This window comes from Parvibacter caecicola (genome assembly GCF_003725335.1).
Classification (GTDB): Bacteria; Actinomycetota; Coriobacteriia; order Coriobacteriales; family Eggerthellaceae; genus Parvibacter; species Parvibacter caecicola.
Window position 1 is genome coordinate 24,723 of sequence record NZ_QIBY01000007.1, and the last position, 20,493, is coordinate 45,215.

Annotated in this window: 18 protein-coding genes; 5 read left to right on the forward strand and 13 right to left on the reverse strand. The window is 62.0% G+C overall.

Annotation, left to right across the window (positions count from 1 at the left end; translation table 11 throughout):
• Positions 1–16 precede the first annotated feature (16 nt).
• Positions 17–1,180, forward strand: a complete 1,164-nt coding sequence (locus tag DMP11_RS05525; protein WP_123185508.1) for an ABC transporter substrate-binding protein — start codon at positions 17–19, stop codon at positions 1,178–1,180.
• Positions 1,181–2,144: 964 nt separating this feature from the next.
• On the opposite strand, the gene DMP11_RS05530 is transcribed toward DMP11_RS05525, so the two are convergent.
• On the reverse strand, positions 2,145–3,134 hold the full coding sequence (locus DMP11_RS05530; RefSeq protein WP_123185509.1) for an FAD:protein FMN transferase: 990 nt from the start codon (positions 3,132–3,134) through the stop codon (positions 2,145–2,147).
• A gap of 849 nt (positions 3,135–3,983) precedes the next feature.
• On the opposite strand from DMP11_RS05530, the gene DMP11_RS05535 reads away from it, so the two are divergent.
• Positions 3,984–4,265, forward strand: a complete 282-nt coding sequence (locus DMP11_RS05535) for a hypothetical protein (protein WP_123185510.1) — start codon at positions 3,984–3,986, stop codon at positions 4,263–4,265.
• 210 nt (positions 4,266–4,475) lie between these two features.
• On the opposite strand, the gene DMP11_RS05540 is transcribed toward DMP11_RS05535, so the two are convergent.
• The 3 genes from DMP11_RS05540 to DMP11_RS05550 form a co-directional block, all read right to left on the reverse strand.
• Positions 4,476–5,315 (reverse strand): alpha/beta hydrolase fold domain-containing protein, encoded by an 840-nt coding sequence (locus DMP11_RS05540; protein ID WP_214647021.1) that lies wholly within the window; start codon positions 5,313–5,315, stop codon positions 4,476–4,478.
• 132 nt (positions 5,316–5,447) lie between these two features.
• The gene (locus DMP11_RS05545; protein WP_214647032.1) at positions 5,448–6,113 is read right to left on the reverse strand and encodes a Fic family protein; all 666 of its coding nucleotides are present in this window, start codon (positions 6,111–6,113) and stop codon (positions 5,448–5,450) included.
• Positions 6,114–6,258: 145 nt separating this feature from the next.
• Positions 6,259–6,591 carry a winged helix-turn-helix transcriptional regulator gene (locus DMP11_RS05550; RefSeq protein ID WP_123185512.1) on the reverse strand — a complete coding sequence of 111 codons (333 nt, stop codon included), beginning with the start codon at positions 6,589–6,591 and terminating at the stop codon, positions 6,259–6,261.
• Positions 6,592–6,710: 119 nt separating this feature from the next.
• Here DMP11_RS05550 and DMP11_RS05555 point away from each other — a divergent pair, with 119 nt between their 5' ends.
• The gene (locus DMP11_RS05555; protein WP_123185513.1) at positions 6,711–7,643 is read left to right on the forward strand and encodes a radical SAM protein; all 933 of its coding nucleotides are present in this window, start codon (positions 6,711–6,713) and stop codon (positions 7,641–7,643) included.
• Positions 7,644–7,928: 285 nt separating this feature from the next.
• On the opposite strand, the gene DMP11_RS05565 is transcribed toward DMP11_RS05555, so the two are convergent.
• The 7 genes from DMP11_RS05565 to DMP11_RS05595 all read right to left on the reverse strand — a co-directional run bounded on the left by DMP11_RS05565 (position 7,929) and on the right by DMP11_RS05595 (position 15,312).
• The gene (locus DMP11_RS05565) at positions 7,929–8,396 is read right to left on the reverse strand and encodes a YbaK/EbsC family protein (protein ID WP_123185515.1); all 468 of its coding nucleotides are present in this window, start codon (positions 8,394–8,396) and stop codon (positions 7,929–7,931) included.
• 227 nt (positions 8,397–8,623) lie between these two features.
• Entirely contained in the window at positions 8,624–11,077 is a 2,454-nt protein-coding gene (locus tag DMP11_RS05570) for an ABC transporter permease (RefSeq protein ID WP_123185516.1), read from the reverse strand.
• 10 nt (positions 11,078–11,087) lie between these two features.
• The gene (locus DMP11_RS05575; RefSeq protein WP_123185517.1) at positions 11,088–11,867 is read right to left on the reverse strand and encodes an ABC transporter ATP-binding protein; all 780 of its coding nucleotides are present in this window, start codon (positions 11,865–11,867) and stop codon (positions 11,088–11,090) included.
• Between the two features lie 85 nt (positions 11,868–11,952).
• Complete coding sequence (locus DMP11_RS05580; protein WP_123185518.1) at positions 11,953–13,131, reverse strand: HAMP domain-containing sensor histidine kinase; 1,179 nt, start codon at positions 13,129–13,131, stop codon at positions 11,953–11,955.
• Positions 13,131–13,838, reverse strand: coding sequence for a response regulator transcription factor (locus DMP11_RS05585; protein ID WP_214647020.1), 708 nt, complete (start codon positions 13,836–13,838; stop codon positions 13,131–13,133). The genes DMP11_RS05580 and DMP11_RS05585 overlap by 1 nt, the downstream gene beginning before the upstream one ends.
• Positions 13,823–14,716, reverse strand: coding sequence for a nucleotidyl transferase AbiEii/AbiGii toxin family protein (locus DMP11_RS05590; RefSeq protein ID WP_123185519.1), 894 nt, complete (start codon positions 14,714–14,716; stop codon positions 13,823–13,825). The genes DMP11_RS05585 and DMP11_RS05590 overlap by 16 nt, the downstream gene beginning before the upstream one ends.
• Positions 14,713–15,312: a type IV toxin-antitoxin system AbiEi family antitoxin domain-containing protein gene (locus DMP11_RS05595; protein WP_123185520.1), complete on the reverse strand. Its 600-nt coding sequence runs from the start codon at positions 15,310–15,312 to the stop codon at positions 14,713–14,715. Before DMP11_RS05595 ends, DMP11_RS05590 begins: the two co-directional genes overlap by 4 nt.
• Positions 15,313–15,571: 259 nt before the next feature.
• Here DMP11_RS05595 and DMP11_RS05600 point away from each other — a divergent pair, with 259 nt between their 5' ends.
• A complete protein-coding gene (locus DMP11_RS05600) occupies positions 15,572–16,714 on the forward strand; it encodes a helix-turn-helix transcriptional regulator (protein ID WP_123185521.1) in 1,143 nt (380 codons plus the stop codon).
• 199 nt (positions 16,715–16,913) lie between these two features.
• Here the strand turns inward: DMP11_RS05600 and DMP11_RS05605 are convergent, their stop codons facing one another.
• Positions 16,914–17,915, reverse strand: a complete 1,002-nt coding sequence (locus DMP11_RS05605) for a hypothetical protein (protein WP_123185522.1) — start codon at positions 17,913–17,915, stop codon at positions 16,914–16,916.
• Between the two features lie 223 nt (positions 17,916–18,138).
• On the opposite strand from DMP11_RS05605, the gene DMP11_RS05610 reads away from it, so the two are divergent.
• Positions 18,139–18,627 (forward strand): helix-turn-helix transcriptional regulator, encoded by a 489-nt coding sequence (locus tag DMP11_RS05610; RefSeq protein WP_161555304.1) that lies wholly within the window; start codon positions 18,139–18,141, stop codon positions 18,625–18,627.
• Positions 18,628–19,467: 840 nt separating this feature from the next.
• Here the strand turns inward: DMP11_RS05610 and guaA are convergent.
• Entirely contained in the window at positions 19,468–20,448 is a 981-nt protein-coding gene (gene guaA, locus DMP11_RS05615) for a glutamine-hydrolyzing GMP synthase (protein ID WP_123185524.1), read from the reverse strand.
• Positions 20,449–20,493: the final 45 nt, after the last annotated feature.

Here is a 20,493-nt window from a genome sequence, read left to right on the forward strand (position 1 = left end):
TCGAAAAGGAACATCTATGCTGAAGAGCTTCCGGAAGAAAGGCCGCGCGCTGGCCGTAACCGCAAGCGCGCTGGCCCTGAGCGGCTGCCTGGCCCTGGCGCTGGCCGGCTGCTCGGCCCCCGCCGCCAATGACGGCGAAGGCGGCGATGCCCCTGCCGCCGAGCAGCAGCAAGGCCAACAGGACCAGCAAGCAGCTGCCGACACCATCACCTTCACCGACGACCTCGGCCGCACGGTGGAGCTGCCGGCCCAAATCGACAAGATCTGCCCTTCCGGCTTCACCGCCCAACAGGTGCTGCTCACCATCGCCCCCGATAAGCTGGTGGGCCTGGCCCAAGAGCTCAACGAGGATCAGCTGAAAATCTTTGGGGATAAGTTCGCCGACTATCCGGTGTTCGGCGCCGTGCTGGGAGCCACCGACAACCTGAATCGTGAGGCAGTGGCCGCCGCCGCGCCCCAGGTAATCATCGACACCGGCGAGGCCAAGAAGGGCGCCGAGGAAGACCTCAACAACCTGCAGGAGCAGCTGGGCATTCCCGTGGTGTTCATCGAGGCGAAGCTGTCGGATTACGGCGCCGCCTACGGTCGCCTGGGCGAGCTGCTGGGCATGGAGGAGCGCGGCAATGAGCTGGCCCAATACTGCACCGACGCCTACAACACCACCGAAACCGTGATGGCCGGCATCCCTGAAAACGAGCGGGTGCGCATGGCCTACCTGCTTGGCGAGAACGGCCTGAACGCCATCGCCAAAACCTCGTTCCAGGGCGCCGTGATGGACATAGTGGCCAACAATGTTGTTGTGGTGGACGACGTATCCGGCAAGGGCAACGGCAATGAAGTAAGCCTGGAGCAGATTGCCCTGTGGAACCCCGACCTGATTATCTTCCAAACCGGCAGCATCTACGACACCGTGGGCGATAACCCGGCGTGGGCCGGCATCGCCGCCATTGACAACGACAACTACTACCAGGTGCCCAACGACCCCTGGTGCTGGATGAACAACCCGCCCACCGTGAACCAGCTGATGGGCATGCAGTGGCTGCCGCGCCTGCTGTACCCCGACAAGTTTGACGACTCCATCGCCGACGTGACCCGCGCTTACTACAGCACCATGTACAACTACGATTTGAGCGACGAGGAGCTGAACGAGCTCATCAAAGACGCGGCTCCCCGCAGCTAAGACGCACCATTCCAAGTCAGCCCTCTCTGATCCCCCCGGCCGGAACGGTCCAAAGTTCGGGCTGAAAATGGCAGCAGCCCGCCAAATGGTGGGCCGCTCCTCTTGTATCCAACTAAATCGCATCGGGCATGCTGGGCTACAAGCAGCCGCTATTATAGCCCGAGAACCCCGTTGTTGCGCAACACCCTGCAGTAAGTATTAAGGTTTCGGCCAGCAAACCCCGCTAACGCCCGCCTCCACCAGAGGCCCACGGTTGCGCCCAGTAGAGGTCTTGGCTGCGCCCCGCAGAGAGCCAGTGCGCGCCCAGCAAAGGGCCAGCTCGGCCTTATCCCGTCCCCTGCAGAGGGCTGCACCCCCATCCCACCGCGCAACAAGCGCCCCGCACCCCGTTATGCAACGATCCAGCGCCCCTCCATCCCGCAGTGCGGCAAGCGCCCTACGCGCCCGCCATGCGGAATGCGTCCCATCGCGCCCCACCGCGCGGCAAGCGCCTCGCACCCCGCTACGCAACAAGACGCCCCTGCACCCCATCGCGCGGCAAGTGCACCCCGCCACGCGCACCGGGAGAACCGGGCGGGACGGCCCCTCCCTTGCGTACAAAACCGTCGATTTCATGCAAGCGCGCACCTCTCGTGCGCAAAACTGACGCTTTTGTACGCGATTTGGAGCACGCACCGGCGCTCGGGGAACCGCCAGGCGAGGACCACCCTTACGCGTTGCGCATTTCCCCAGTTCAGAGCGTTGCGCATTGCTCTGCCCCGAAGAGAAGCGCCCGGCGCGCTCACGAAAAGGCTCGAAACACGTACCAAACCGTCGATTTCGTGCACGCGTGACCCCCTTCTGCACAAAAGCGACGGCTTTGTACGCAACGGGCGCAGCGCGCCGCCCAAACCTGGCCCTCCCAGCGGCCTGGAGCCCAGATGCGACCCTTCCCAAAGAAAGGCCGCATCTTTGGGGCAGCGCGTCAGCCCAACGAGCAGACGCGCTTTTCACTGTCCACGAAATAGGCGTTCAGAATTTCCGGGCGACTGCGGGCGAAGGCAAGCCCCCGCTCCACCCCCATGGCCAAAAGCGTGGTGGAGAAGCCCTCGGCATCGATGGAGCGGCGAGCAACCACCGTCACCCCTGCTGCATCCGTGTCAACGGGAAGCCCTGTGCGGGGATTCAGAATGTGATGGTAGCGAACGCTGTCTTTCTCGAACCCGCGCTCGTAGGTGCCGCTCGTTACCGCCGATGCGTCCGAAAGTGCCACCGCACCCACCACGGCGCCCCGCTCAAAGGGGTCTTGCAGCCCCACTTTCCAGGGGGCCCCGTCCAGCTTCAGCCCATGGGCCACCACGTTTCCCCCCAAGTTCACCACGAAGGACCCAACACCGCAGCGCACCAGCAGCGCCGTCAGCTCATCGGCAATCCACCCCTTCGCAATGCCCCCTAAATCCAGCGCCGCCCGAGGATCGTCCAGCCATGCAACGGTCCCATCGGCCGCGCGCTTCACGTGCACGCCCCGCCAGTCCACATGAGCCATCGCCTCGCGCAGGCGCCCCGCATCGGCCACGCGCCCCTCGTGGAAGTTCCAAAGCCCCACCGCCGTGCCGATAGTCACGTCGAACAGTCCCTCGCTGGCGGCGCAATAGCTCAACGCCGCCTCAAGCAGCGCGGCCGTCTCTTCGCGAATAGGCACTGGCCGCCCGCCAGCCCCGTTCAGCCGCGCGATATCCGAATGGGGCAACGTGCGCGAGAACAGCCGCTCGTACACCCGGCACTGGGCCCGCGCCGCCTCGAAAGCGGCAAGCACCACAGCGTCCGGCCCAAAAGCCTGCAGAGTGATTACCGTGTTGAAGGCCAGGAACTGCTGCGTGAGAAGGCCGGCCTCGCTGGGGCCAGTAGTCTGGCAGAAGTCCTCGTTGGGAATGGCGTCTTGCGGCAGCGCGGCTATCTCTTCGGAAACGTTCATGGCTCCAGTATAGGCTCCCCGGCGCGAGCGCGGCGCCGCAGCGGCCTTCCGCCGCATTACCCCCACACAGAAAAGCCCGCCGCGGGCTTTTGCTCGGGCGGGCCTTCCTTCTCGCAGGCATTCGCGCAGGCAAGCGCAGGCTTAGGCGGGCAGCTCCAACATCGCAGCTTTTGCTCAATAAGGGATCGACGACCAGCGCCATAATCCTATGACCCCAGCTTGCGTTGGCCCAAAAACCGCCCTGCCGCCTCTTCGACAACATACCGAAAGGTCTTACTTCGCCCAACTCCCTCGCTGTCGCTGATTGCCCTCATTGCGCCGATAAGCTACTCCCCACGAATGACAGTTTCAAGCGTTTCTTTTTGCGCCCCGATTGCGCAGAGTCGTTTTTGGATCGGCATGCGACCCCGCTCCACGCCTCGCATGCGGCCATTTTTTTCGTTCCAGCATAATTCGTGGTGCACTTCGGAGGCGATCGGTGCGCCCCCGCCACCTAGCTGTCAGCATTCTCCCAGGTAAAAGCACTTATTGTAGCCTTTGTCTCGAAGCGCTAATGCACTTTCATCCTGTCCAACTATGCCCAAACGTTGTGTTTGACCAAAAAGCGCAAGATCGACAAACCCAGCAGCGAAAAACATGCCGAATCGCATTTTCGGGCCACGCAGACGTAGCACAATCGCGTGCCTGGAGAAACATCCTGGCTGTTGTGCAGAGCGAACCTTTGGCGTTTTTCCCAAAACGGCACCATTGAAATACGTTCGGTTACAGATTTCTCGCCATCGAAGCAGAGCAATAGCAATGACTTACCATCAATCCGATGAAAGGGCTGGCAAAAGACGGTGGAGGCTCATGAAACTAGTACCGGTTAAACTGGCGCAGGCAAAGCTTCTAAACGCCATGGCAGATAAGACAGTTTCCGCTCTCGCGCTTGCCTCGTTTAAGAAAGATCGCTCCCTTACCCTGCGACGCACAGAAGATGGCTGGCAGCTGGAAGAACAAGGATTCACAAACGTCGCCATGCCCCTCGCCCCCAACGCAACTGGCAAGCGCCTCATTAAAGAGGCCTTCAAGCGCGAGTTCCCCCGCAGCAACAAGCTCTACCTCACGGAAATCAAAACCAGCGCCAGCTAACAAACAAGCATTGCGCAGCTTCTTTAGCAGCCAGCCTGACCAATCGCCCAATGCGGGCCGTCTACTTACACAACAAGCGCAGCCGGAGCGCTGCAGACGCCTTCGCACCCCCCCCCGAAAAACACCGTGCGCCCGAGCGCGTATGCGAGAATCCGCGCGTCCGAACGGCTGCCGCTGCACACGGGCACGTTGCTGTTCGCTTCGCGACCCCTAGCGTTTCTGCGGGGCGAAGTAGTGGGCGGCAGCGTAGCGGTAGCGTTCCTCGAAACGAGCGATGGCCAGCTTTGCCTTGGCCGTGAACGGCAGCAGCATATCGTAGGCGTGGAACCATTGCGGGTACACATCCAGGTGCGCCTCGATGCCGGCGCGGCGCAAGTTCTCGATGTAGGTTGCCGTTTCGCAATAGAAGGGCTCGATGTCGCCGACGCAGCTATAGGCGGGCGGCAACCCCGCGTAGTTCGTTTCCCGGGCTGGCGCGGCGTAGGCGGGGGCAGATGCGGGGCGAATGCCGCGCAGGTACAGCCGCCATGCGCGATGGTTCGACCGCGTGTTCCACACCGGCGCATGGTTGTCGCGGGATGAGGGCGTGTCCCTGTCGTCCAACATGGGGTACAGGGGCATTTGGAAGGCGATGTCCACATCGCCGGTATCGCGCGCGAGCAGGCAAGTTGCCACCGTCAAGCCACCTCCGGCGCTCTCGCCGCCCACCATGAGCTGGGAGTCGTTTACCCCCAGCTCCGCGGCATGGGCCTTCAGGTAGAGCAGCGCCGCGTAGCAATCTTCAAGGTCGGCCGGAAAGGGGCTCTCCAGCGCGCAACGGTACGCGGGCACCACCACAACAGCGCCGAACTTGTCCACCAGGCTGCGTGCCCGCGCCAGCATGATGAAGCGGTACAGGCCGAATATGTGGCCGCCGCCGTGAATCCACAGGATGCCCAGCGTCTGCTCGGACGGCCGAGCGCTTGCCACCGGCCGCATGACCAGCAGGCGGATGTCGCGCCCGGTAGAGGGAATGGTGCGCCACTCCTCGCTATGATGCCTCTGTTCCACGGCATGCCGCCTTTTTGTTCGGCTTCCTAAAACCCCAGCACCTCGCCGACGCCGGCGGCGATGCAAAGATCGGCTGTGCCGTCGCGCCCGCATGTCGATTCCAGGCGGTAAACGCAATATGGGGCTTGCCTCCTAGCCGGCCTCGGCGAATCGTTCCATGCGCTCGGCTTCCGCTTCGGACAAGCGGCAAAACATGGCCGCCAACCCTTCGTAGTCACTCCGGGCCAGCGCCTCCATGTACGCGGCGCGCTCCTCCACAGGGATGACCACGGGGGCAAGCCCGGCTCGCATAAGTCCGCGATTTATGAGAATGCGCCCCATGCGCCCATTGCCGTCTTCGAAAGGGTGAATTCTCTCGAATCGGATATGAAACTTCGCCTCGCGCAGGAAGGGATCTGCCCCCTCATCGTGGTTGTGCTCCCACACGAGTTGCATCATGAGCTGGTTCACCTGGTTAGGAGCCGGCGGCATGTGCTCGGCACCGCGAATCACCACCTGCACCCGCCGGTAATCGTCAACCTCGCTGATGTTGCGATTGATGTCTCGTGCTATGTCCTGGATGAACCTCTCGGAAAGACTGGCGCTCAGTTCACCCGTGGCGATGCCGAGCGCGTGCTTGTGGTTAATTGCCTCGTACAACTCGCGCGCCGTAGCCGTCACCTTCATGGAATTATCGTTCCATAAAATGGCATACGTCTCAGCATAAGACAGCGTGCTGCCCTCGATGGCATTCGAGTGGTATGTGCTGCGCGTCACGTAATCTTCGAAGTAAGCTTGATGATCGCGCACGAATTCCATGACATCCACGGGACAGTCCTTGGAGGGGGTTCGGTCATTGGGGAGTTTCATTTTAGCACGCAAGAAAACCCTCCCTCTCGCCTCTAGATGGGAGTGCGCCGCCATGGTGCTGGCGATTGCGAAATCCAGTGCGGACTCGCTTCGGCTACAGCCCCAGCTCGGTCTCTCCCCACTGCTTCATGGCCAGAAGGATCGGTACGAAGCTTTTGCCTTGGGGCGTGAGGGCGTACTCGACGCGCGGGGGTACCTCGCCGAAGTCCGTGCGGGTGAGGAAGCCGTCCTCGACCAGTTCTTTGAGCTGCTTGGAGAGTGTCGATTCGGAGATAGTGCCGATGCAGCGGCGCAGCTGGCCAAAGTGGCGCACATCTTTCAAGGCGATGTAGAAGAGGATCTCGATCTTCCATTTTCCGCCGATCATGCGCTGGATAGTCGAGACCGATCGGCAGCGCTCGATCTCCTCGCCGCGCCTTTGCGCCATGGGCTCCTCCTTTATGCACTACAGAAAAAGACAGTACTTCACGGCTCGTAGCTCTTCTCCCATGATAGCAGCATACAGCGGGACTGCCGGCGGGCAGCTGAAGGGAAAGGAAGCAAGTCATGCACTACACGGGAACTATCTGGCGGCCGCCCTACGAGGCGGATTCGCTCATCATCGAGGCCACGGCGGGATGCACCCACCATGCCTGCAAGTTCTGCACGCTTTACGCCGATTTGCCGTTCAAGTTCAGGCCATCCCCAATCGAGCATATCGAGGCCGATCTGTTGGAAGCACAGACCTGGTACCAAGATCCGCTGCGCAAGGCCGAGGAGCGGCTCTTCGAAACGCGGCGGGCGAGCTGCGAGCGCATCTTCCTGGCGGGCGCGAATCCCTTCGGGCTCAAGGCGAAGGGGCTGCTTGAGATAGCCGGTCTGGCGCACGAGTGCTTTCCGGAGTGTCGAAGCATCGGATGTTTCTCGCGCATAACCGACGTGGCGCGCAAGACCGATGCGGAGCTGACCGAACTGGCGGCGGCCGGCTATGACGGCCTCACCTTGGGGATCGAGACGGGGGATGACGACGCGCTCGCGTTCATGAACAAGGGCTATGGGGCCCGCGATATCGTTGAGCAATGCGCCCGGCTCGATGCGGCGGGCATCTCCTACGCCTTTTTCTACCTGGTGGGCATTGCGGGGAAGGGGTGCGGGCTTGAGAGCGCCCGGCGTACGGCCGCCGTGGTGAACCGCACGCATCCGTGGCTTATCGGTGCCAACATGCTCACGGTATACGAGAGCTCCGAGCTGCACCGGGAAATCGTCGCCGGCAACTGGCAAGAAGCGGCCGAGGTGGAGAAGTACGAGGAGGTAAAGGAGCTGGTGGGTGCCCTTGCCGTGCCGACCGAGTTCGCCATGCTGGGCGCTTCCAACCCGGTAATGCTGCAGGGCCGCTTGCCCGAGCAGCGGGAGCAAATCCTGGCGGCTCTCGACACCATTATCACCGACATCGGCGAGGAACGCCTGCGGAGCTACCGCACCAGCCTTCGGCACTTGTAGGGATTTCGACCTCCCCCACTCTCTTCTTGACAAAACAGTAAACGACAGTAAAACTTCGACTGCTCCGTGCCCGAGGGGCGCTTACTTCCCCTGTTCGCGATGCGGAAGCGCGCTGGTGCCGTAGAGGCGGATTGGGCCGCCGTCGAGCTCGTTTACCTCGCCCACGTACTCTCAGCCGCATTTCTCGTAGAACCCTACCAGGTCGGTAACCAGGTACAGGCGGTTGCGGCCCATGGCGGACACCTCGGCGCGAGCGTGGTCGAGCAGGCGCCGCGAACAGCCCCGTTATTCGGGAAGCTTGCAGACGTCTAGCCAGGTGCCGTGGGTGATTTCCGCTAGCTCGGCGGGGGAAAGCTCGATGGCGCTGTTCGAGCTTCCGCAGGCGGGGAACACGGTGCTGAAGCGCTTGAGGGATTCATCCAGGTAGATGTCGCACTCCTCGTTCACGCCGAAGGGGCACACGCCTCCCACTGCGTGTCCGATGCGCGCCTCGGCTTCATCGGGGCTCAGCATCTTCGGCTTCGTGGCGAATTGCGCCTTGAATTTCGGGTTGGCGATGCGGGCGTCTCCCGCGCACACCACCAGGACAACGCGGTCGCCGACGGCGAAGGAGAGGGTCTTCGCAATCCGCGCGGGCTCGCACCCCACGGCCGCAGCTGCCAACTCCACCGTGGCGCTCGATGTGTCGAATTCCATCACCGCATCGGCCTTGCCGAACTTCGCAAGATGATCTTTCGCCTTCTCCAGCGACATGGTTTCTCCCTCCAGCTGCGCGTTATGTGCAGGCAGCATAGCACACACTCGATTCGACGGTAATTGAAACGAACCGGGACGCCGCTGCCGTATCGATTGCAGTCGAAAGTTCAAATGTGGCGCTTCTCCCACCGCTGCAGGTGCGAGATGGGGATCGGGCCACCCCTGCCGTCGGCTTCCGAGCTACCGACGGCAGGGGCGAAGCCCCGGCACGGGAGCGATAGGCGCTACTCCACAACGAGCTCGCGGACGCTCACGTCCTTGATCCTCCCTGACATTCCGAAGGCCGAAAGGGCGAAGGCGAGGGCGAAGGCCGCGCTGATGGCGAGCGCCTCCCAAACAGGCAGCGCGAGGCTGAACGCGCCGACGCCGAACAGGCCGAACAGCGAGCTGATCAGAGCGCCCCCAGCTGCCATCGTAAGAGCCAACCCCGCCAGGGCACCTACCGCCGACACGCCGAGAAAGCGCAGCGCGAACGAGGCGCGCAATGAGGCCACCGTGAATCCCATAGCGCGATAGACGCCCATATCTCGGCGCTCGGAGAGGAGCGTTCTCCTGCTGACCAGTATCACAGCAACGCAGGCAAGAACCAGCGCGAAGGCGGACATGACATAGCCCATAATCGTCATCATGTCCCTGACGAGCGGGAGCAAGTTCGAGGCCGATTCGAACAGCCCGGTCAATTCGGTGTCAACGCTATCCCCGAATCGGCTTGCAAGCGCCTCTACCACCTCGTCGATCTTGTCGGGATCGGCCAGCTGATATTGGCGCGAAATGCCAGAGGCTTCCGATTCCGGCTTCAGCTCCACCAGCTCCTGAAGCCCCTCATAGGTGAGAACGACGCCGTTGCCGCCATTGAACACCGACGAGAGCAGCCCGCTCACGATATAGGTTCGCTCCTCGCCGTTGCCCTTCTCCACCTGCAGCTCATCGCCCACCGAGAGCCCCTTGGCGCGGGCAAGGCTCAATCCCACAAGCGCCTCATTGGCGTGCTTTGGCGCGCGTCCCGAGACGATGGACGCCTCTTCCACAACATCCGTATCGGAAACCCCGACGAAAGTGCACGCCTCGCCGTTTAGGTTGAGCACCGCTACGCTCTCTTCCCACTCGCGCGTGATAGGAGAGACGCTCTCTATGGTCTCGCGAACCTCGTCAAGGCTCACCTCCTGCCCGTCGAAGCGAACCGAGCCGTCGCTCTTCCACACGCCGAAGGCCTTGTACACCGCGTCATTGCCGGCAACTGCGCCGCCGATCCCAAAGCTCAGCGTGACGAAGGCGCACAGCAGCAGCGAGCAGATGCCGATGCTCGCATAGCGCCCCTTCTCAGATACGATTGCGCGGCATGCCAGCGATGCCCTCAAGCAGCTGCCCGATATCGCGCTCGCCCCTCGTGGCGAGAAGCGGATGTCGCCATCGCCTTGCCGGAGTGCCGCCAAAGGCGTGATGCGCCCTATCTTGCGGGTCATTGCGGCAACGCATACCACGAGGGCCGCCAACAGGGCGGCGCAGCAGCAAAGGCCCATCCAAGGAAAGGACGCCTCAACTACGAGGATTCCCGTGATGAGCAAGAACACCGGCCAGAAGAGCGGCTCCAGAAGGCAGCCCGCGACGAAGCCGAGGACGAGGCCAATGAGTGCGGCGAACGCATACTGCATGACGAGGGCCCTACGGAGCGCATTGTGCGGAAGCCCCACCCCTTTCAGAACGCCCCAGTCGGCATAGCCGCTCTGTATGCTCGAGGACGCCGTGTGCAGGCACAGGATGAGGGCTACCACGAACAGGATCAGCGAGAACACGGCGAGCACCGCGGTGATGACCTGCACCACCAGAAGGCTGTAGCCGGCGAGGGTCTGCCGGGAGAAGAGCGTGTGCGGGGATTCGCCCCACGAAGTCTTGTCGTCGATCAGCTGCGTCAGGTCATGCCCATCGATGCCCTGGGAGCGCGCCTCGGGCGTCAGCATCACGTTGATCTCCCTGATGGGGTACGCCGCCTTCTCCGCGGACGTGGCACCGCTGGCAACTCCCACGTCGGATGCGGCCGTCTCCTCAATTTCCGCCAACAGCTCATCGAAGGTGCCGGAGGACAGCAGGTAGCGCTTCATCTCCATGAGGGGCGTCCCCAGCTGCGGATCTTCATAGAATCCCGCGACGCGCAGAGAGGTCTCCCGCCCGCCGATGTCAAGTACGATGAAATCGCCTACCTGCATATTGCGCAGGGTGCGCTCCGCAACGCGAACGTAGGCCTCGCCATCCGCCGGCCCCTTTCGATCGCGGTGATACGACGAGAGGTCGTCGGTGATAATATTGAATTCAAGGGATGAGCCCCAAGCTTCGTAGACGTTCACCAATGGCGGCGAGCTTTTAACAATCTCGTTTCCTTGAGCGTCCTCGACACGGGTCGGAGCCGTGAAGGCTTCCGTCACCTTCACCTCCTTCACTTCGGGAAGCGCTTCTATCTCTTGAACGTCCTCGTCGGTGAGGTTCGAGACCAGGTCATTGGCGAAAACATCCCCCGCCGCAACCTGGTCGAGCAAGGCCTCCTCGCGCGCGGAAAGATCAACGAAAAGGCTGGTGATCAGCGTCAGCGCAAGAGAGGCGAGGAACAAAAGCAGTGCGAGGCCGACGAACGTCCCTTTGTCCTTGCGCAACCCTGCGAGCACAAGCGTGCGCAACGGTTCCATGGCACACCCCCTACCAGGAAAGCGACGCAAGCCAGGCGCTTGCCATGGCCTCGCGCTCGCGAACGTAGGCTTCGTCGCCGGAGAGCGCCGGATCCCAAGGCGCCAGCTCCAGCTCACCGCGGATGCCGCCGTCCTCGAAGTAGAGCATGCGGTTGCCGCGGACGGCGCTGCGCACGTCGTGGGTCACCATGAGGATGCTGATGCCGTTGCGGTTGAGCTCGCCCAGAAGGTCGAGCACCTCCAGGCTGTTCGCGCGGTTGAGGGCGCCGGTGGGCTCGTCGGCGAACACGATGGCCGGCTCGTTCACCACTGCGCGGGCCACGGCGCAGCGCTGCTTCTGGCCGCCGGACGCCTGGCTGGGAAGGCGCGAGGCGACCTCGGAAAGCCCCATGCGCGCGATCAGCTCGTCGGTGGCGCGCCTCGTCGCAGAGGCGCTGCGCCCCCGCTTCAGATAACCGGGCACGGCGATGTTCTCGTACAAGGTGAGGTTGCTCACGAGGTTCGCCGCTTGAAAGACGAACCCGAAACGCTGCGCCCTCAGCTCGGAGAGCCGGCCCTGCCCAAGGCGGGCGATGTCCTCGCCTTCGAAGATGACCTCACCTGAAGTGGGGGCGTCCATCCCCGAGAGGCAGTAGAGCAGCGTGGACTTTCCCGAGCCCGAAGGGCCCATAATCGAGGTGAAATCCCCCTGGTAGAGTTCGAGGCCGACGCTTCCCAAAACGTGGGCCTGCACGCCGTCCGCAACGTAGGTCTTCGACAATTTTCGCGTCGAGAGTATGGTTTCGCGCATGGTTGGTCCTTTCCCTTGTGCGCCGTCGGCCCCATCATAGAAAGACGGCCATTAAGGAATCATTAAGGCGCACAGCGCTTGCGGCTCAGGGCAAAAGAGGAAGCTCTATGGTGGCCTTGAGCCCCGGGTGGGCATTGACCAGGTGCAGGCGGCCGCCCATGCGTTCCGCCAGATAGGACGAGATGTAAAGCCCCAGCCCCGAACCCGGCTTGTCCGACGCGTTCGCGCCCCGATAGAAGCGCTCGGTGGCAAACGGCAGGTCCTCAGGCGGCATGCCCGGCCCGTAATCGCGCACCGCTATCGTGTACAGCCCGTTCTCGGCCGTGGCCTGGATGTCGATGGCCGAACCGCGTGCGTACTTGATGGCGTTGCCGATGAGGTTGTCGATGGCCTGAGCGAGCCGCGCCTCGTCGGCTTCCACGCGGGCATCGTCCACGCGCAGGCAGGAAATCTGGGCCAGGCCGGACGAGTCGCTGGCGCAGCGCCTCACGATGGGGGCCGCCTGCACGGGCTCGCAGGCCACCGCGATGCGATCCATGTCCGAGAGCGCATGCTGAAACAGGTCCTCCACCAGAGATGAGGCCTCGTCGCATTTTCGGATGATGGCGCGCTCGTATTCCGCCCGCTCCTCCTCCGAGCTCATCAGCCCCATGTCCAGGGCCTCCGCATAGGCCCTAAGGGACGCGAGCGGGGTGCGCAGGTCGTGGGAGAGCGAGGCGAGCGCGGCCTTGTGGTCTTCCCTCGCGCGTTCCTCGTCCTTCCGAGCGCGGTCGAGTTCCTTGCGAAGGTGATCGAACGCCCAGGTGAACTTGCCGAAGGGGTTGGACCGCTCATAGGCAAGCGGCGCATCCAGGTTGCCGGATGCCACTTCCTCGGCGAAGCCCTCCAGCCGCGTGAAGGGTCGCGCCACCGCGCGGTGCAGGTAGATGGCCAAAAACGCGAGGGCTGCAACGGAGACGAGCGCGGTGAGCGCCACGGCGCCGGCCGCCGCGTCGTTGCGAGATTCGGCGGCATCCCGCAGCGCATCTTGGGCGCTTGCGAGCGCTTGGTCGGCCACCTGCAGGGAACCGTCGCGGCCGTCGGGCGCAGTTTCCGCGATTTCCTGCCGGACGTCGTTGAGTTCGACCACTTGGCTTCGCAGCGCATCCTCACCGCCGTTGGCGACAACCGCGATGCCCAAAGCAGCCGCAATAACGACGGCAAGCGCGGAGGCCAGGGCCGCGCCGGCAAGCCGCTTCGTCAGGCGTTCTCCCTGCTTCGCCATCAGCGATCGCCCTCGGGAAGATCGAAGCGATAGCCCTCGCCGCGAACGGTCTTGAAGTAAACGGGGTGAGCCGGGTCATCCTCAAGCTTGGCACGAAGCCAGCTCATGTGGACGGAGACCGTCTGCGGCTCCACCTCGGCGAAGGTGCCCCACACCTTCGCCAGAAGGGCGTCGCGGCTGAGGCTTTGGCCGGCGCTGCCCATGAGGGCCGACGCGAGCTGGAATTCCCGGGGCGACAAGGCGATCAGCTGCCCGTCCTTTCGGATGGTCTTGGCCCTGACGTCAAGCTGGAACGGGCCGGCGGAAAGCACGGCCTCATCGGCGCCGGTCTTCCGCTCGGGCCGCATCATGAGCGCCTTCGCCTGGGCGAGCATTTCCCGCAGGCTGAACGGCTTGGAGAGGTAGGCGTCGCCCCCTTCCTCCAGGGCGCGGATGCGCGCGTCGGGCTCGATGCGCGCCGAGGCGAACACCACGGGCACCCCGCTGCGCTCGCGCAGGTTGCGGCAGAGGGCGTAGCCGTCGTCGCCCGGAAGGTTCACGTCCACTATCAGACAATCGAAGACGGCGCTGGTCAGAAGGTCGTAGGCCTCCTCGGCGCTTCCGGCGATAACGGCCGCGATGCCGTCCGCCTCGAACGCGCGGGCCATCAGCTGCGCCAGCTCCCGCTCGTCCTCGACAATCAACACCTTTTTCATGATATCGCCCACGTGTCCTCCTGCGGCTCTTTGGGACAATGCGCAGCAGTGGCAGCCTTAATTGCGTTGACCATCGTGCGAAGAGATGCGAGCGTATCTTGCCAACTGACAGACTCAGCGAAGGAATTGGCCGCCTGATACCGGCTCCAGTGACTCTCCATCATCTCGCTACCCTCAAGTAAGCCGATTACCTCATCGCTCCGATCGAGCAACGCCGTGCTTGAGCGCACTGCCATGGTTGCATCAAGTGCATTCCCCAGCAGGGCGAAGTCGATGTTGCGGCCCGACTCAGTGAGGGCATAGATATCGTAGAAGTCACGCATCCTCGTCGTCTGAAGAGCAAGCGAGAGAATGGTTTCCAGCTTCTCGGCGAGCGCTGTTTCGGTATTGTACGAGCGCAGTGCGATGGACCGATCCTCGAACAGGAGCTTATACTCGTACTCAATCGCATCCGGAGTGATGGCATCGCCTGTGGAGACGTCGATTTTAAAGGTAATCTTCGTCTTCTCGATGGACGCACTCACGCCAATGCGCACACCACCGTACTCGGAGTCTTCCATGATCTCCTGTGGCGCCCCGAGCTCGAAGGTGAAGCCGTCGCCGATGTCGATGGAGGCGACTTCGGCAAGGATGCGAGAGACATTATCCAAGCTCATGTCGTGCCCGCGCATCGTGGCGTCGATGTCTCGCGTGGAGCGCTCGTCCACGCCGATGAGAGATGCCACGAGCATGCCTCCCTTGATGACGAAGTCATCGCGATAATCGGATACGGACAGCCTCTCAAGCAGGCGCTCCATGGCGTAGTGACGAAGGAACATCTGCGCCGTGGCGCCGTCCCCTTTGGCGCGGTTCCTGATGAGGTCTTTGATTCTCCGGGCTCCCGTGATCACAGTGCCACCTCCATTACCTCATAAACGCGGGATTCTATGTTCATCGCGCGCGCGTAGTCAGACAGGCACGCAAGATTCTTATCCCTTGAACGCGCGTAATCGCGGATTGCCTGTCGGAACACTGCCGGGTCGAAAGCGGCGCGCCTGCGGATGAGGTCGCAGATGGTGCGCTCCTTATCATAAGCCATCACTTTGGTACCGCTCGGCGTTTCGACCTCCGCGAGCCCCATCTCGTACCACTCCGGCTTCGTGTAGTAGATACGCACGTCTTGGGCCTTCAGGGGGCCGGCGTTGTAGCCCGAGTCAACCGTGACCGAGATTGGAATCGGCTCGCGGTCAGTCAGGTCATGGAGGTAGAGCGCCGATTCATGGGAGAACACGGCTTTAGGGAAGCGCTTCTGGAGGAGCACCATTTCGTCTGGGAATACATCAGGATCAATGTAGACCCCACGCGATGTTCGCTCAAGACCGTGTCTGCGGACGTAGTCGGAGAAGGCCGGGCGCGTAGCCCCTGCCTCTTGCGCCTCGGCAGAGGTTATGATCCCCGTGTTGGCTTCGAGGATAGAATTCAGTGTCTTGTCGTATTTAGTAATCATTTTACAATCACGCTGATATTCTAATATATATTCAGCATGATTGTAAACTATAGCCTAGTGGCAAACTGGTAGGCAAGCCCGGTTCTTTTTCGTCCAGAAGATCTTACTGCGTTGGTGCTTTCGGCCCGGCCGTCGCAAAATCACGTTACAAGAGCGGCAGTCAACCGTCGGTTGATTTGACGGCAGGCAAAGTCAATCGGCTCTCGCTTGCTGCGATTTCTTAGTGCGGAGATAATTGAAGGTGTCGAAAGGACAACCGATGAACCGTTCCCTTTTATCCGAGCGCATCCTAGAAGAGCGCATCCGCAACCATCTTACGCAGGAGGAACTTGCCTGCCGACTCGGCGTGTCGAAAGCGGCCGTATCGAAATGGGAATGCGGCCAGAGCTTGCCCGACATCGCCCTTGTGCCCCAGATAGCCTCCCTATTCTCTGTAACCTTGGACGACTTGTTCGGGTACGAACCCCTGGCAGGCGAGGAAAAGCGGGAAGAGGTCACGGAGTGGCTGCAAGCGCTGCTTGCGGAGGATCCTGCCCAGGCTGCCACGTATGCCGAGCGACAGTCTGCCCGATACTGGCCCGATCCTGAGCTCCTCAAGGCTGTCGGCCTCGCGCTCTATGTGAAAGCGATAGAGCCGAGCATCTCAGACGAGGCGAATTGCCCCGAACCCACATCGCGCGTGGCCGATCTCGCTGAGAGGATCTTGCGCCGCGTGCTGCAGCTCGATCCAGACGGCCCCTCCACAGGCTTCGTCTTGCAAGCGCTCTGCATATTGCTCGCGTCCGAGGGGAGGGAGGGCCAGGCAGACGAACTCATCGAGAAGATGGTTCCCGCCAAGCCGAACATGGCCGCAATCATTCTCGCAGGCATTGCCATAAGAGCAGGGAACCCGAAGAGGGCCGAGATCGCGCTCAAGCGCCAGCTCCTCTTCTCGCTCCTCGAAGTTGCCAGCTGCGCGCAGGCTTTGGCCGGGGTCGAGGGTGTAAGCGCCGAGGAACTCGAAGATATCCTTGTTCTCGCGGCGGCCATTCAAGCGCCGGATGGGTTTGCGGCGCTCTCCCCAACGCTTGTCCCAATCATTCGGATCGCGTTGGCGACGCAGCTCGTGGAATCGGGGGATAGCGACCGCGCGCTGGCCGAGCTGGAACGGTTCGTCGAAGACCTGGAGCGCTGCTGCGAGACGTTTGAGAACCCGCAGAACCCGCCTTTCTTCAAGCCTGTCGACGAGTTTTTGTGGCGGAACGGAGACGAGAAGGCGGATGAGGCGCGAGGAGAGGCTGCGGCATCGCTACGCTCGTCCTTCGTGAGCAGCATCACATCGAACGAGAGCTGGGGCGCGCTTCGCGGCAACCCAAGGTTTGATGCAGTCATGCGCCGCCTGGGGGAGGAGGTCTCCGTATGAGCGCCATCGATTTGGTCTTGAGGTACGTGATCATCTCGGTTGCCTTCCAGCTCGCTTGCGCCTGGGCGCATACCTTCCAGTCGCCCTGGCCCCTGGTCGACGCCTTCGAGCTTGCGCCAACCGCAGAGGATCAGCTGTTCAAGTCGCTGGGCATTCGCTTCGATCCCTCAACGATTGGCGCGTATCAAGTTACGGCGCCTCATTCCGCAGCCTCTTTAATCGCGGCGGCGAACGCCTTTGGGTCGTCAACGCTCACGCCGATGGCGCGCACGTGCTTCGTGCCCAGAAGCGTCCGAACTTCAACGGAGCTCTGCATCACCAACCATGCATCCGGGCGATAGAACGTGCCGTAGTTGAGCCTGTCTGACTCTTCGATATGCCCAATTTCGTTATCCGAAAGTGCGACCATCTCGATATTGGAGGCGGGAATGACGGTCTCCATCTGAATGCCGCATTCCAGGCGAACGGAGCCTTCCCCGACCACGATGGGGCGCAGTATGCGGGCGCGCGCGTCGCCCACGAGCCAAATGGCCGCATAGACGGAAAGCGCCGTAATGATCGATGCCGCAATCACGCTCCACTGCGACACCAAGAGGTGCACCGCGATGATCTCCACGGGGAACGCGAGCGCGAGTCCGAGCATCATGTTCATGTAGCCGCCGGCGTTATGGTAGCTGAACGCCCGCTCGCCTGACAACACGTAGGGCTTCTTTCGCCACGAGAGCAGCGCGTAGTACCAAACGGCCAGCTCGGCCGCCGTCATGTTAGCGGCGACGTCTTTGCGGACGAGGTAGAGCATCGTCTCCCTGAACCAGGCCATGGGATCAGGGCTCTTCGCCTTGGCGGTTTTGAAAGTGTGGGCGATCTTCAGGCATTCCCGCGCGGCGATGGCGAGCTCCACGGGAATCAACGCGGAGAGCAGGGCCGGCAGGATACCTGCATCTGGCGCCCCGAGTGCGAGCGCGCTCAGCGCATAGCCGATCCAAATAACGGGAATGACCGAGAGCAGCGTGAGCCTTCTTGGCCGAGCCACAAGAAGGTAGAAGCCAAGCGGTATCCCCACCATGAAATCAAGCGGCAGGGCGATGCCTTCGATGTGGCTTGGTATGCGCGGCGCGGAGGCGATGCCATAAACGTAGAGGGTCAGGCACAGCGCGCAGAAGGCAATCAGGCCTATTCGTTGGCTTCTGGCTATGCCCATCTTCCTCCCCTTCCGAACAGATTAGACTCCTTCAAGTATAACCATCTCGCAAGGATATGTCCTCTGGGGCGCGATGCCTGGGGTTTCTTCTGCATGCCTTGCAATGTTAAGCTATGCTGCCGGTTCGGGCGTGATGCGTGGTCGCGGCCAGCCAATATTCGCACGGGATATGAGAGGACGCGCCTTCTCCTGCCCGGTAACCTGGATGCGAAAGGAGGCGTGGATGAGCCAGCTTGAGAACTTGAACCGAGCCATGGGCTACGTTGAGGAGCACCTGGACGGGACGCTCGATATGGAGAAGCTCTCCCGCATCGCCGGGTGCTCCCAGTACCAGCTCCAGCGGATGTTTCCCTACCTAGCGGGGGTGACGCTTTCGGAGTACGTCAGGCGCCGGGCGATGACGAGCGCCGCATACGACCTGGTGTCAACCGACGCGAAGGTGGTAGACGTGGCCCTGAGATACGGGTACGACTCCCCGACGTCGTTCAGCAGGGCGTTTCGAAGCGTGCACGGCGCATCGCCGAGCGAGGCGCGCCTGCCCGGCACCAAGCTCAAGCTCCATCCGCGCCTCGCGTTCACGCTATCCGTGAAGGGAGAAGAGGCAATGGACTACAAGATCATCGAGCAGCCGTCTTTCCGCGTGGTCGGGATACCGTCCGACAACGGGAAGTGGGATGTCGAGGGCGCTGGGGCGAAGGCCTGCCGAGCGTAAAACGGCAGGCCTTGCTATGCCGGTGCTGCCGCGGGTGACAGATGCGGTACTGAGTCATTGCCGTGATTCCATCGTGCTGCCGGACAATCTGTGCCCGTAGTTCCACATCGAAGCCCCATTCGCCCTCAATCGGCAGTACTAGCATAAACATACACATGAACCGAGTTCGTGTGTATGTTCGTGCTGTGGCCGCAGCAGGTGTCAAGATAGAAAGCGTTTCGAAGGGGCCGAATGGGTTTCTAACAGATTCTGGGTCTATGGCGATAGAAGAGGCCAACGACGCGGGCTCGGTCATTCCGGCCATCAAAGCGGCGGCAAGGCTACCAAAGGTCGAAGCGCTTGGTGGATGAAATAGGGCGGCCATTCAAGAGTATCGCCGTCAAATCTTCAAGCGCTTATGCTAGTTATGCTAGTATAAGCAACAGCAAACCCGGCCGGCCTCTCAACGATGCACACTGCCGGGTCTTCTTATATTCTCGCCTAGGAGGGTCCTTGGAGTACGAAAAGCCATGGTTGTCTTACGAGCAGCAAGCAGATCTGCTTATAGATGAGCGCGGCTTGAGACACCACGCGCAACATATGTGCTCATCATGCACGACTCTGGAATAAAGGTATTGGTACAAGACCGGTTATTCCAACCAAAGAAAAGAGTCCAGAGTGGTATGAGTCTTTTAGGTTTGAAAAGAGCGGATCAACCATAAGAAATGCTCCTCCGGAACCAACCGAGGGAGCATTTCTAGAAACTATGGTTCAACTGGCTTGGAAACAACTATGGGCTTCGCTGGTTCGCTAAATTGCGCCAAAATGCACCCAGTCCAAACCTCACGATAATGTGTGCGCTTACTCCCACTCCACCGTGCCGACGGGTTTGGGGGTGAGGTCGTAGGCCACGCGGCAGATGCCGGGGACCTCGTGGGTGATGCGGTCGGTCATGCGCTTCAGCAGCGCCCAATCCAGCTCCGGCACCTCGGCGGTCATCACGTCCACGGTGTTGATGGCGCGGATGATGGCCGGCCACTCGTAGGCGCGCACGCCGTCGCGCACGCCGGTGGCGCGCACATCGGGCACCACGGCGAAATACTGCCAGACACCCACATTCGCTGCCTCCATCTCCTCGCGCACGATGGCGTCGGCCTCGCGCAGCGCTTCCAAGCGGTCACGGGTGATGGCGCCCAGGCAGCGCACGCCCAGGCCCGGGCCGGGGAACGGCTGGCGCTCCACCATGTTCTCCGGCAGCCCCAGCTCGCGGCCGACGACGCGCACCTCGTCCTTGAACAGCAGCTTTACGGGCTCCACGAGCTCGAACTGCAGATCGTCCGGCAGGCCGCCCACGTTGTGGTGGGCCTTCACGCCGTCCTGGGACTCCAGGATGTCGGGATAGATGGTGCCCTGGGCGAGGAAATCAACCTCGTCGCCCACCTTGCGGGCCTCTTCCTCGAACACGCGGATGAACTCGCCGCCGATGATCTTGCGCTTGGTCTCCGGCTCGTCTACGCCGGCCAGCAAATCCAGGAAGCGGTCGGTGGCGTCCACATACACCAGATTCGCGTCCATCTGGTTCTGGAACACGTCGATGACCTGCTCGGACTCGCCCTTGCGCATAAGGCCGTGGTTCACGTGCACGCACACGAGGTTCTTCCCGATGGCCTTGATCAGCAGCGCCGCCACCACGCTGGAGTCCACGCCGCCGGACAGGGCCAGCAGCACCTTCTTGTCGCCGACCTGCTCGCGAATGGCGGCCACCTGCTCGTCGATAAAGGCTTGGGCCAGCTCGGGCGTGGTGATGCGCTGCATATCGTCCGGTCGCTTGTTGGGGTCCATGGGGCTCCTCTCGTCGCAGTGTGTCAGTAAGGGAATTCTACCCTA

Coding starts and splice junctions, on each gene's coding strand:
- DMP11_RS05525 (WP_123185508.1), top strand. CDS start 17: ATGCTGAAGAGCTTCCGGAAGAAAGGCCGCGCGCTGGCCGTAACCGCA.
- DMP11_RS05530 (WP_123185509.1), bottom strand. CDS start 3,134: ATGAACGTTTCCGAAGAGATAGCCGCGCTGCCGCAAGACGCCATTCCC.
- DMP11_RS05535 (WP_123185510.1), top strand. CDS start 3,984: ATGAAACTAGTACCGGTTAAACTGGCGCAGGCAAAGCTTCTAAACGCC.
- DMP11_RS05545 (WP_214647032.1), bottom strand. CDS start 6,113: ATGGAATTCGTGCGCGATCATCAAGCTTACTTCGAAGATTACGTGACG.
- DMP11_RS05550 (WP_123185512.1), bottom strand. CDS start 6,591: ATGGCGCAAAGGCGCGGCGAGGAGATCGAGCGCTGCCGATCGGTCTCG.
- DMP11_RS05555 (WP_123185513.1), top strand. CDS start 6,711: ATGCACTACACGGGAACTATCTGGCGGCCGCCCTACGAGGCGGATTCG.
- DMP11_RS05565 (WP_123185515.1), bottom strand. CDS start 8,396: ATGTCGCTGGAGAAGGCGAAAGATCATCTTGCGAAGTTCGGCAAGGCC.
- DMP11_RS05570 (WP_123185516.1), bottom strand. CDS start 11,077: ATGGAACCGTTGCGCACGCTTGTGCTCGCAGGGTTGCGCAAGGACAAA.
- DMP11_RS05575 (WP_123185517.1), bottom strand. CDS start 11,867: ATGCGCGAAACCATACTCTCGACGCGAAAATTGTCGAAGACCTACGTT.
- DMP11_RS05580 (WP_123185518.1), bottom strand. CDS start 13,131: ATGGCGAAGCAGGGAGAACGCCTGACGAAGCGGCTTGCCGGCGCGGCC.
- DMP11_RS05595 (WP_123185520.1), bottom strand. CDS start 15,312: ATGATTACTAAATACGACAAGACACTGAATTCTATCCTCGAAGCCAAC.
- DMP11_RS05600 (WP_123185521.1), top strand. CDS start 15,572: ATGAACCGTTCCCTTTTATCCGAGCGCATCCTAGAAGAGCGCATCCGC.
- DMP11_RS05605 (WP_123185522.1), bottom strand. CDS start 17,915: ATGGGCATAGCCAGAAGCCAACGAATAGGCCTGATTGCCTTCTGCGCG.
- DMP11_RS05610 (WP_161555304.1), top strand. CDS start 18,139: ATGAGCCAGCTTGAGAACTTGAACCGAGCCATGGGCTACGTTGAGGAG.
- guaA (WP_123185524.1), bottom strand. CDS start 20,448: ATGGACCCCAACAAGCGACCGGACGATATGCAGCGCATCACCACGCCC.